The sequence below is a fragment of the Methanobrevibacter sp. genome, from assembly GCF_045541095.1.
GTDB lineage: Archaea > Methanobacteriota > Methanobacteria > Methanobacteriales > Methanobacteriaceae > Methanocatella.
The window spans coordinates 1-12,148 of the sequence record NZ_JAZQIJ010000043.1 but is presented as its reverse complement, the minus strand read 5'-3'; the positions used below and the strand labels follow the sequence as shown (position 1 = coordinate 12,148).

13 protein-coding genes are annotated in these 12,148 nt (G+C 34.1%); 8 read left to right on the top strand and 5 right to left on the bottom strand.

The window, feature by feature from the left end; translation table 11 throughout:
- The first annotated feature begins 85 nt into the window (after nt 1-85).
- A complete protein-coding gene (gene mmp10 / locus ACKI2P_RS01900) occupies nt 86-1,336 on the top strand; it encodes a methyl coenzyme M reductase-arginine methyltransferase Mmp10 (RefSeq protein WP_407374557.1) in 1,251 nt (416 codons plus the stop codon).
- Between the two features lie 11 nt (nt 1,337-1,347).
- Here the strand turns inward: mmp10 and ACKI2P_RS01895 are convergent, their stop codons facing one another.
- Nucleotides 1,348-2,271 carry a methanogenesis marker 7 protein gene (locus tag ACKI2P_RS01895; RefSeq protein WP_407374556.1) on the bottom strand — a complete coding sequence of 308 codons (924 nt, stop codon included), beginning with the start codon at nt 2,269-2,271 and terminating at the stop codon, nt 1,348-1,350.
- A gap of 54 nt (nt 2,272-2,325) precedes the next feature.
- A complete protein-coding gene (locus tag ACKI2P_RS01890) occupies nt 2,326-2,823 on the bottom strand; it encodes a hypothetical protein (protein WP_407374555.1) in 498 nt (165 codons plus the stop codon).
- Between the two features lie 60 nt (nt 2,824-2,883).
- Between ACKI2P_RS01890 and comB the strand changes: the two genes are divergently transcribed.
- The 5 genes from comB (at nt 2,884) to ACKI2P_RS01865 (ending at nt 7,368) form a co-directional block, all read left to right on the top strand.
- Nucleotides 2,884-3,573, top strand: coding sequence for a 2-phosphosulfolactate phosphatase (gene comB, locus ACKI2P_RS01885; protein ID WP_407374554.1), 690 nt, complete (start codon nt 2,884-2,886; stop codon nt 3,571-3,573).
- A 58-nt stretch (nt 3,574-3,631) separates the two neighbouring features.
- Nucleotides 3,632-4,801 (top strand): TraB/GumN family protein, encoded by a 1,170-nt coding sequence (locus ACKI2P_RS01880; RefSeq protein WP_407374553.1) that lies wholly within the window; start codon nt 3,632-3,634, stop codon nt 4,799-4,801.
- Nucleotides 4,802-4,868: 67 nt separating this feature from the next.
- Nucleotides 4,869-5,081 carry a DUF1922 domain-containing protein gene (locus ACKI2P_RS01875; RefSeq protein ID WP_407374552.1) on the top strand — a complete coding sequence of 71 codons (213 nt, stop codon included), beginning with the start codon at nt 4,869-4,871 and terminating at the stop codon, nt 5,079-5,081.
- A gap of 17 nt (nt 5,082-5,098) precedes the next feature.
- Complete coding sequence (locus ACKI2P_RS01870; RefSeq protein ID WP_407374551.1) at nt 5,099-6,421, top strand: hemolysin family protein; 1,323 nt, start codon at nt 5,099-5,101, stop codon at nt 6,419-6,421.
- Nucleotides 6,422-6,423: 2 nt separating this feature from the next.
- On the top strand, nt 6,424-7,368 hold the full coding sequence (locus ACKI2P_RS01865) for a calcium/sodium antiporter (RefSeq protein ID WP_407374550.1): 945 nt from the start codon (nt 6,424-6,426) through the stop codon (nt 7,366-7,368).
- Here ACKI2P_RS01865 and ACKI2P_RS01860 read toward each other — a convergent pair.
- The gene (locus ACKI2P_RS01860) at nt 7,327-8,202 is read right to left on the bottom strand and encodes a TIGR00269 family protein (protein ID WP_407374549.1); all 876 of its coding nucleotides are present in this window, start codon (nt 8,200-8,202) and stop codon (nt 7,327-7,329) included. The two genes, ACKI2P_RS01865 and ACKI2P_RS01860, sit on opposite strands and share 42 nt — an antisense overlap.
- Before the next feature lie 52 nt (nt 8,203-8,254).
- Between ACKI2P_RS01860 and ACKI2P_RS01855 the strand changes: the two genes are divergently transcribed.
- Entirely contained in the window at nt 8,255-8,560 is a 306-nt protein-coding gene (locus ACKI2P_RS01855; protein WP_407374548.1) for an MTH1187 family thiamine-binding protein, read from the top strand.
- A 1-nt stretch (nt 8,561) separates the two neighbouring features.
- Here ACKI2P_RS01855 and ACKI2P_RS01850 read toward each other — a convergent pair whose 3' ends face one another.
- Nucleotides 8,562-9,656: an acyltransferase gene (locus ACKI2P_RS01850; RefSeq protein ID WP_407374547.1), complete on the bottom strand. Its 1,095-nt coding sequence runs from the start codon at nt 9,654-9,656 to the stop codon at nt 8,562-8,564.
- A gap of 183 nt (nt 9,657-9,839) precedes the next feature.
- Nucleotides 9,840-10,946, bottom strand: a complete 1,107-nt coding sequence (locus ACKI2P_RS01845; RefSeq protein WP_407374546.1) for a DegT/DnrJ/EryC1/StrS family aminotransferase — start codon at nt 10,944-10,946, stop codon at nt 9,840-9,842.
- A gap of 94 nt (nt 10,947-11,040) precedes the next feature.
- Between ACKI2P_RS01845 and ACKI2P_RS01840 the strand changes: the two genes are divergently transcribed.
- The coding region (locus ACKI2P_RS01840; protein WP_407374545.1) for a tRNA (guanine(10)-N(2))-dimethyltransferase at nt 11,041-12,148 on the top strand (1,108 nt) is incomplete at its 3' end.

Sequence of the window (12,148 nt, the reverse complement as noted above, 5' to 3'; positions counted from 1 at the left end):
TAAATAATACTAAAAGTAATACAAAATTTTTTAAAAAAAAAATATCGATTATTTATAAATAAAATGAATTAAATAAAAATATATTATGCAAGTTGTAGCAGATGTTGGAGGAATTCCAGGAAAAGACTGTAATGGATATTGCAAGTATTGCTACTTTAGAAAAGTTAAAGGAATAAAACAATTTGGCTGTGCACACTGTTTACCTAATAAGATAGGATGTGAAAGATGCAGTAAAGGAGTAGCTGAAGCTCAAGGTAATTTCAAAGCACCCTTTGAAGTTATGAACGAAGTTCAAACCGCTTTGATGATGAATATGGGTCGAGGCGAAATATCAGCATACATCAGTGGAGGAGGAGATATAAGTTGCTATCCTCATTTGGAAAGTCTAACTGCAGGATTAAACCAGTTTTCAATTCCTTCCATATTGGGATATACATGTGGAAAAGGAATAACAGACAGCGAAACTGCTACAAGATTGATTAATAATGGAGTCAATGAGGTTTCATTTACTATTTTTTCATCTGACCCCAAACTCCGAAAGGAATGGGTGAAAGATCCAAATCCTGAAGAAGCCCTAAAAGCATGCAAAATATTTTGTGAAAACATTGACCTGACTGGAGCCGCAGTAATAATCCCCGGAGTTAATGATGGAGATGTTTTACGGGAAACCTGTAATTCCCTAGAGGAATGGGGTGCAAAAGGAATGCTTTTGATGAGGTTTGCAAATACATTCAATGAAGGATTGATACTGGGTAATGAACCTATCCTTAAAGATTTTGAATCACAACCTGTTGAAGAATTTTCACAGCTGGTAAAACAAATCAATAAAGAATACAAATTTAGGGTTAGCGGCACCCCGTTATGTGACCCAGAAACCGGAGGCCCTTTTGCAATAGCCAGTAAAGAAAATGAAATATTCCTACAATTCATTAAACCTATTACCGGTGAAGCAACAATAATCACCTCAAAAATTGCAGAACCGTTTATCTCTAAAATATTTTCAAAACTGGAAACCGGAGAAAATGTTAATGTTGTAGCCTGTGAAAAAGAAATTGCCTGTTTAATTACAAAAGAAGATTTGGAAAAACTTGATTTAAGCGAAATAAAAGAAGCAGTCATTATTCCAGGCAGATCATTTGTTCATCAGCTAGACGCCGAAAGAATATTAAGCAGAGACGGTGTTGAAAGAATTGTTGGACGTGGACCCGATACATTAAGTGTTGACGGAGAATTAAGCATTGACATGACTGATGAAAATGTAATCGAACGAGAATTAGAACAATTCAATGATTTGGTTGATGCTGTTAATTTCTTTGGAATGAAAAGAAGATTTTAAAAAAAGAAAAATTAGTTTGAATCCTCAACTAGAGAACTCTCACTATTTATTTTAACCAAGATATAATCATACATGAATGATTTTTTAATCTCAGCAAGTTCTGATAATTTTTTACCGTCAATAACTACATTTGCAATTACATCCGCATAATTATCATAGTTTAATTTTACACGAACACCATCTAATTGAGAGGTAACCGGTGCTGGAGAAATAACATCTTTTATTTCCCTAACTTGATTTTCAATTGCATTTTTTACAACAATAGCTGGCACTAAAGGTGGGTCAAGAGCCATTTCACGTTTTTTATCATTTAAAATTTGTTCAATGGTTTCTGCTAATTTATCGAGTGCCCTTATATCTGGACCTCTTCTGAGTCTTCTTGGAATTCTTCCAAGGTCACCAACATATGCATCAGCCCCCGGAAGCTCTTCAACATCGATATAAGGAGCTCCTGTAACAATGACTGGAATATCAATATCATCATAGAGGAAAGCCTTTTCTTTTATACAATTTTCAAAACTGCCTAAAGCAAAAACCGCAATATCATGCTCTTCTATTAAGCTTTTTTCTTCTTCTGTAATACCTGAAGTTCCTTTTCCATCTCCTCTTGCAAGACCTATCATATTGTCTTTTGCACCGAATTCCCTTAAATATTCGGAAATGTCACATGCAGCATGAGGCAAATGGTGTCTTGCAAGGGTTGGAGAAACAATAGCTATTTCAGAACCTGCCATAGGAGCTACGGTCAATTTAGCTAAAAGTTCATTAGCTTTAACCTCAACTTTATTAACATCCTCAATTGGAACTGCTAAATTTAAAACCAGTTCCATCTGTTGAATACTTTCTTGAAGAATAAAGCCTCCCAAATCCTCAATCAGTTCTTTAACTTCTTCACTTCTGTGAACTCCACCTGTATATATCAATGTTTCATACATCTCTAACACTCTCAAAAAAATGCAATTATATTATAATTATATATTAATTACTGATTATATTAAAGTTTCTAAAATGGCATATCTAACTTCAATTCTTTCAAAAGGATTTTTAGAAATGCTCCCATGTGACGGGATTTCAACCAGATTTTCATCCTCTTCAACCTTGCTTTTTAAATAATCGGGATATAAAACATATTCAAAGTTTTCTGAAACTATATTAAATCCTGCATCATCAACGATTTCCTTTAAAAATTCAGAGTATACTTTCACATTGATATCATTCTTATTATTGGAATTTAGATATTTTTTAGCAAGTTCATATCCATCGAAAAACACCAATACATCCTCATCAGTCAGTTCATTTCCGCTAATTTGTGAAACTTTCTTAATGCTTTCAAATATTTGTGAAGGAGTGTTGAGCTTTATTGGCAGAGAATCCATCTTAACTTTACTTTCGGAAAGCAAAATCGCCAAATCCCCATCTTCCTCATCAGGATTTTTGTTTACAATATAATCTTTTATGCCCACCAGCTTAACAATTTCTTCACACATGGGAGTTGTGATAATTTTCATAGTATATAATTATTATATACCTATAATATAAATTACTCCATGAATGTTACATTGAGTTTAGATGAAACTGTAAGCAATGACGTGTCCATAATGGTTGATGCATTAAGGGCCAGCACTACAATAACAGTGGCTTTGAACAATTTTGAAAAAATCATTCCATGCTTTACTCCAAAAGAAGCCTTGAAACTTAAGGAAGAAATTGGAGGAGTTGTTGCTGGCGAAAGACAGGGTGCAAAAATCGAAGGTTTTGAATTGGGAAACTCACCTGCGATTCTTGAAAACTATGAAAGTGATGAAAAAAACTTGATTTTGACAACAAGCAACGGAACAAGAATCCTTGAAAAAATGAATTCAACCGTGCTGATAGGATCACTCATAAACGCCAAAGCAGTGGCCCTAAAATCAGTTGAAATCGCAGAAAATCATATTGATGTAGTGATGGCAGGAGTTCGTGGGGAATTTGCCCTTGAAGACTTTTTAGCATCAGGAGAAATACTGTTTTGGATTTGTCAAACCCTAAACGACTATGAATTGAGTGACTTTGCAAAGGCTGCAGTATTAGCCAGCAGAGACTACGGCTCATTAAAGGAAGGATTTTACAATTGCCGTACCGGCAGACATCTCACAAATCTTGGACACAAAGAGGACATCGATTATTGCTGTGAAAAAAACATAACCGACAATGTAGCTATTTATACCAATAATGAAATACATTTAATAAAAGATTAAATTTAAATATTTAAATTTCTAATATTAGATAAGATTAATTTTATAAAGTTGTGTTATTTTGAAACGAGAATGCTTAACAATAATAGGTACTGCGCATGTATCCGCAAACAGTGTTGAAGAGGTAAAGGATGCAATATATGAACAGCACCCTGAAGTAGTAGCTATTGAACTAGACAGAGGCAGATATACCCGTATTAAAAATCAAATGGATGGAATTGAAGAAGACGACACCATCTCAGTTACTCAAATTATAAAAGAAAATAAAGTAGGATTATTTTTTACAACAACACTTCTCAGTTTTTTCCAATCCAAGATTGGAGACGATGTTGATGTGAAACCAGGTTCCGAAATGGTTGGTGCCATTGAAGCCTGCCGGGACTTGCAAATCCCAATAGCACTTATTGACAGGGACATCAGTACCACTTTACAGAGAGCTTTGAATAAAATGGGAATTAGAGAGAAGGCCAAATTCATGTATGGACTACTGCTTTCCGTTTTGGGCTTTGGTGAAGAAGAGGATGTTGACATCGAAGACTTGAAAAATCCAGATAACATCGATGATTTAATGGAAATATTTAAGGATGAAGCTCCGAGTGTTTATGAAGTTTTAGTTCATGAAAGAGATGCATATCTCGCTGGAAAACTCCTGCAAATCCCACAAGACCATGTAATCGCAGTTGTAGGTGCAGGACACCAGCCAGGAATTGAAAGATATCTGGACAATCCCGAAACTTTACCTCCACTACACGAATTGGAAAAAATAGATGAGAAAAAAGGTATTCCATGGCTTAAGATAATCCTTGCCCTGATTCCAATTACATTTGTGGTGATATTTTTTCTGGCATATTTTAATGGGATAAATATCGCATGGAACATCTATGATTTCATAATAATAAGCGTGCTGATGGGATTTATAGGATCCATTCTTTCAGGATCCAAAATACAATCTGCAATTGTTGGAGGTTTGTCTGCTCCGCTGACAATTATCCATCCCCTACTTGCAGCAGGTTGGTTTTCAGGCCTTACTGAAGCCAAATACAGAAAAGTAAGGCAAAGTGACATTAAAAACCTAAGCAAAATTGAAGGATTTAGGGATTTATGGAATAACAATATATTTAGAATCCTTTTGGTTGTGATTGGAACTAACTTAGGAGTCAGCATAGCAACTTTAGTTATTTTACCTTCACAGGTTTTCATACCACTACTCATGAAAATGTTTGGAGGATAGTGAAAATTTTATATATATTATATTGGTAATATTATAATTACTATTAATTTTAATTGGAAAAAATATCATGTATCTTATATTTCGTTGCGACTGCGGTCGTGTGTTGTATGCAAAAAAAGGTGTTGCAACCAGAAAATGCGTATGTGGAAAAACATTAAAAGTCAAGCAAAGAAGAATCTTTAAAAAGGTTGAAACCCGAGAAGAAGCTTCTCTTGCAGTTCAGCAAATGCAAGATGAGATATATGGTAACACTGACTTTCAACGGGCCAGTGATTTATAAGAATTGGTTTGTTAAAAATGATTGGGACGACATTAAATATTATCATAATATTAATTTTAATAATAATAAACGGATATTTGTCAATGGCGGAACTCGCTGTCGTATCTGTTAGAAAAGCAAAATTACAAAAATATATTGATGAAGGAAATAAAAATGCGATAATTGTTGCCGAACTCGGTGAAGACGCTAATGAATTTTTATCCACTGTGCAAATTGGAATATCCCTTACTGCGGTTTTAACTGGGGCATTTGGTGGAGCAACATTATCAGAACCACTTGCAAAACTGATTTCATTCGTACCATATAGTGAAGCTATAAGTGTTGTTGTAGTAGTTATAGTGAGCACATATTTAACATTAGTTGTTGGAGAAATTGTTCCGAAAGTAATCGCATTAAACGACCCTGAAAGAATTTCATTAAAAGTCGCCAAATCCATGGTATTTCTTACAAAAGTTTCAAAACCTGTAAGTATCATTCTTGCCAAATCAAGCAGTTTTCTTTTATGGGTAATGAGAATCGAAAATAAAAATGATGACCTCGTTACTGAAGAAGAAATCGAACTGATGATTAAGGAAGGAAGAGAAGACGGAACAATCGAACAGGAAGAGGAAGACATTATCAAAAGGGTTTTCAAACTTGACGACCAGAAAGTTGAAAGCATAATGACTCCCCGTAACGAAATCATCTGGATTGATATGGAAGATGATAGAGAAATAAATAAAGTTAAAATTATCGAAAGTAAAAGGTCAATCTTTCCAATTGCAAAAGGAGAGCTGGACGATTTTATTGGAGTTGTTCAGGCCAAAGACATCCTTTCTGTTTTATTCAGCAATGAAAAATTTGATGTTCACAAAATCGTTAAGGAACCACTAGTTGTTTCCGAACATATGGAAACCCTGGAATTGCTTAGAGAATTCAAGGAAAACCAATCATATGTTCACATGTCTTTGGTAGTTGACGAATTCGGCTGTGTTGAAGGTTTAATAACATTGAACGACTTACTTGAAGGAATCGTTGGAGACATTCCTGCAATTGATGAAGAAGATGAACCAAAAGCCGTTCAAAGAGATGACGGAACCTGGCTGATTGACGGTAGATACAATATTGACGAATTTAAAAAGTTATTTGATTTTAAAGACCCATTACCTGATGAAGATGAGAACAACTATACCACATTAGCAGGATTTATCCTAAGTTTAAGCGGTAAGATCCCAGATGAAAAAGACAAATATGAATGTGGCAGATTTATCTTTGAAATCATTGACATTGACGGTCACCAAATTGACAAGGTCCTTGTTACAGACCTAGGACCTCAAGAAGAAGAAATAGATGAGGAATAAAAATGGATGCAGGAATAATAATCCAAATAGTGCTGTTGATAGTCGGATTCGTATTTTTAATTAAGGGATCTGACTTTTTTGTTGACGGAGCCAGTAGCATTGCAGCACTTCTAAAAATTCCAACAATCATTGTTGGTTTGACTATCGTTGCATTAGGAACAAGCGCTCCCGAAGCGGCCGTATCAATTACATCATCATTAGTAGGCAACAATGCAATGGCTGTAAGTAACGTTATCGGAAGTAATTTATTCAATATACTGATGGTTATCGGTATTGCGGCACTTCTTGGCGAATTATTAATGGATAAAGGAACATTAAACAAAGATTTACCTTTCTTAGTAGGAATCACCATTCTATGGGCAATTTTTATAGTTATCGGATGGGATATAACCAATATCGAAGGAATAATCCTATTGATTATAATGGTTGCATACATCATATATCTTGTTTATAACGCAAGAAAGTCAAGCGAAGGAAACAAAGTTGAAAAACCAAAACTGTCTCTTCCAGTAAGCATAGTCTTTATGATTGTAGGTCTTGCAGGAATCATTATTGGTGGGGACATGGTTGTAGACAGTGCATCATATATAGCAATGGCATTTGGAATGAGTGAAACATTGGTAGGTTTGACCATTGTAGCAATCGGTACCTCTTTACCTGAACTTGTAACATCCCTGACCGCTTTAAAGAAAGGAGAAAACGAGTTAGTTATAGGAAATGTAATCGGTTCAAACATCTTCAACATCCTATTTGTACTGGGTGCAAGTAGCGCAATAAGCTCAATACCACTGGACTCAAGCATGCTTGTTGATGTTGTGTTTATGATTTTCGTTACAGTTTTATGTTTCGTCTTCGGTAAAACACAAGAAAAATATGATAAAAAAGAAGGAGCAATTCTTGTTACATTATTCATCATTTACATGATTTTTGCTGTTTTGAGAAATTGATTCCTTTAACTCGCAAGCCTTACATACATTGGATGAAGTCGGCTCACCACAGACTTCACATTCATTAAGGCTTGTTTGAATATCATTTTCAAAAGTCAATATCTTTTGAAATGATTCCATCACATTATTTTTTATTCCAGGATATCTGTCTTCATTGACATTTAAAAACTCTTTGATTTTTGCCCTTAAAGACAAATGAGAATACGGACATTCATCCAAATGAATATCAATATTATTCAGTACAGCCCACATACCAACTTCCTTTTCAGGAGTGTTCCACAATGGTTTGATTCTTGGAACCAGTTTCGGGTGAATTACATCAAGCTCAGGTCCGAATTTTGAAAACTTGATTGTATCCCCACGTGCAAAACTCATTAAAAATGATTGAATTTCATCATCTAAATTATGGCCAGTAGCTATTTTCACTGCTCCAAGCTCATAAGCAGTCTTGTTTAATATATTTCTTCTGAAAACACCACACGGAATGCAAGCACTTTTAAAATCCTGGTAGATATCATCAAGGCAGAAACCTTCTTCATCCTTAAATGATTTTTGAACCAATTTTATATCCAATTGCCTTGCATTATTTATGGCAGAATCGATTCCGTGCTGCCTGTAGCCTTCAATACCTTCATCAACACTGATTGCAACCAAATCAAAATCCAAATATTCCTGATAGTTTTTTAGTGCATGTAATGTTAAGACACTATCCTTACCTCCGGACAATGCAACCGCTATCAATTCCCCTTCCCTAATCAATTTATAATCATGAATTAAATTATTAATCCTTGAAAAAATCTTTTCATTGAACTCTTGTTTATCTAGCTTAACCATTACAAATTGATTTATACAAAGATAAATAAATAATTTTACAAAAGGTGAAAATATGATAACTTGTGATTTTGCAATATTGCCTGTAGGAACAGAAACCACTGAATGTAAAGACTATGTAACCGCAGCAGTACAGTCAATTAAGGATTCAGGTTTAAACTATCAGCTGACTGGAATGGGAACCCAAATAGAAGCAGATAACCTTGAAGAACTCTACTCTGCGATAGCTACTGCTCAAGAAGCAATATTTAAACTAGGTATCGGAAGAGTATATACAGTCATAAAAGTAGATGACAGAAGAGATCTTGAAAACAGGACTCTTGATGCCAAAGTAGAAACAGTTAATGAAATGCTGAAATAATCTATTTGGCTCCAATAACCTGATTAACATATGGAATTCTATTTAATAAAGCCATTATTATTAAACTAGTGCCCAGTATTCCAACAAAGTATACAACAAGCAATATTTTATATGGTAGAAAACTGAAGAATTTTTGGAAAACAATTCTCAGAACAAACTGGTGAATTAAATAAATTCCATAACTATATTTTGCTATAGAAAAAATTAATATTTTAAATGAAGGTTCTATCTTATCTATAATTCTACTTTTAATATTGAACTTGCCAAAGTTTTTAAACAATAGAACAATACCTATTGTCTGGAAAGCTATGTAAATGGAATATCTGTCGAAATATTTTATGTGATGAACATCAGACTGCAAATAAGACACCGCTACAAGCAATACATTACTTATTATGAAAATGAATAAAGAGAAGTATGGATTATTGAAAATTTTTCTTTCAGTGTGTCTTAAATAGTACCCCAAAACAACCATCCCGATTGGTCCTGTGAAATATGTCAGAGTAATTGGAAACTCCATTTTTAAGGTATATGTAAACAGACAAGTAATCAGCCAAAATACCAGGAAGTATTCGGCTTCCTTCAAGTCCGCGTGAAGCAACCATTTATTAAAAATAGGCATGATTAGATAAGTTCCCAAAATCATCCAAAAGAACCAATAAGGCCCAAAACCATATGAATTAGCTAAAAATGCCCCAATTAGATACTTGAAATAATTAGGTAAATTAACAGGGTCAATCATATTATATAATGCAGGGAAACAGATACATAAAACTGCAGCAATTAGTGTAAGTACAATACCCCAAAATAAAAACGGCATAACTATTCTTGGAAGCCTTTTACCCAAAAATGACTTAATATCCCATTCTCTACCCAAGGATAGTGCACCTGACAATACTAAAAATAAATCAACTCCACACCTAAAGCAAACTCCTGTAATATCACAGAAAAACCAGTTAAAACTATGGAGAGGATATTCAGGAGCAATATTTCCGCGAGTAACTAGAAAAATGTGAAATATAATCACAGATGAAATCGCCAACGCCCTTAATGCATCAAAATAAAAAATTCTTTTAGATTTAGTTTTAGTAGCCATAAATATCAATTAATTTTTATAGAAACACTATATTAAAACAAATATATAAACATTATTCAAATTTTATAAAAATATGCTGAAAATGTAAAAAAAATAAGACCCTGCCAATGAAAAATATGATGAATGTAAAAAAAAAAGAATAATTAAAACTTATTAAAAAAAATTAAAAAAAAAGATGAAAGATTAATCAATTTCATCAGAAGCTGTTTTAACTGCTTCAATTACCAAATCCAAATCTTCTTTTGTTAATGAAGGATGAACCGGAAGTGAAATAACATTGGCAGCCGCAAGTTCTGCATTAGGACATTTTCCAGTGATTCCTAATTCCCTGTATATCGGTTGATTGTATAATGGAATTGGATAGTGAATACCTGTTCCTACACCACATTCATTTATGATTTCAACCCAATCATCCCTGTCTCCCTTATCGACCATGATTGTGTATTGGTGATATACATGTTTAGATCCATAAGCACAATAAGGAGTAATCACACCATCAACATCTTTTAAGCCTTTGTTAAGATAATCAGCATTGTTAATTCTTTTATCATTAAATCCGTCAATCTTATCCAATTGAGCGAGACCTATTGCAGCAGATATGTCAGTCATTCTAAAGTTATATCCAATTTCATTGTGGTGATATCGTATATTGGATCCGTGTGCTCTGAACATTCTTGCATTGTCTGCCAAATCCTCATCATCAGTGGTGATAATTCCTCCTTCGGAGGTTGTCATGTTTTTAGTAGGATAAAAACTAAAGCAGGACATGTCCCCAAGAGTTCCTACATTTCTGCCATTGCATGTAGCACCATGAGCCTGAGCGGCATCTTCTATAACAACCAAACCATATTTTTCTGCAATTTCATTGATTTTATCCATGTTTGCAGCCTGACCATATAATTGAACCGGCAATATAGCTTTGGTATTTTCAGAAATTAGTTTCTCAATAGAATCAGGGTTAATTGTATAAGTTTTTAAATCTATATCTGCAAATACAGGTTTGGCACCAGTATAAACTATTGAATTTCCACTTGCAATGAAAGTAAACGGAGAAGTAATTACCTCATCACCAGAACCGATTTCACATGAAAGAAGAGCAGTGTGTAAAGCTGCAGTACCGGAGTTGACTGCTATACCATATTCTGCACCAACCCATTCAGCAAAACATTGTTCAAATTCCTCTACTTTTGGGCCCTGAGCAATCATTCCGGATTTTAAAACTTCAACAACATTTTCTATTTCTTCTTCACCGATTATCGGTTTTGCAATAGGAACTTTAATATCTGACACGATTATCACCAATTTAAATTTGCTATACTAATATTTAAATCTAATAATATTTAAAACATTACATAATTAATTAAAACAATCAAGAGTGAAACTAATGGACGAATATAAAATTAAAACAATTGAAGAGGGATTAACAAGAATTGAATTTCCAGAATTTGATAAAATTTCATCAGATGCACCGGTATTCTACAACCCACATATGGAATTGAACAGGGATTTGTCAATACTTGCAATCCAAGTATTTCAAAAACAAGAGGGCAGAGATATTAACATATGCGATTTATTTGGAGGAAGCGGAATTCGTGGAATTCGTTACAAAAATGAAATCAACGGAGTTGACAATGTTTTCATAAATGATATCAGTGAAGTGGCCAATTATTATGAACAACATAACATTGAACTGAACAATCTGGAAAACATTGAAGTATTTCAACATGACGCCAGTATGTTTTTGAGAATGAAAAGAGGAGAATTTGATGTAATTGATATCGATCCCTTTGGAACACCTTCACCGTTTCTAGATTCTGCCGGATACTGTGCCCGCAGAAAGTCCCTATTATGCGTTACCGCCACAGACACCTCAGCATTATGTGGAACCTATAAAGAACCATGCATTCGTAAATATAATGCCAAACCATACAAAAGCGAATATTGTCATGAAACAGGAATAAGAATTTTGGCAGGATTTGTGGCACTTACCCTGTCAAAATATGGAAAGTATATTGAAGTTAAAATGTCCCACAGTACTGAACATTATATGAGACTATACTTATATGTCAACAAAGGACCTAAAAAAACTGATCAAAGTTTAAAAAATATAGGATATATTAGTCATTGCAAACATTGTTTGCACAGACAGACTAGCTTCGGATTGGCCAGCCCCATTGATGAAACATGTCCGGTATGCGGGGAAAAATTAATCCATGCCGGCCCATTATGGTTAGGAGACATTCAGGATAGAGAATTTATCCAGAAAATGATTGATGAAATTGAACATAAAAAAATCAATACTGAAAAAAATGCCAGAAAGTTATTGAACAGTTGTCTAAATGAATCAGATGCACCTGCAACATTTTATGACGTTCATAAAATTTGCAAATCCTTGAGAATCAGTGCACCGAAATTGGATTTAATTTTCGATGAAATCAAAAAAGAAGGATTTATCGCAATTAAAACACATTACAATCCATTAAGTCGGAGGC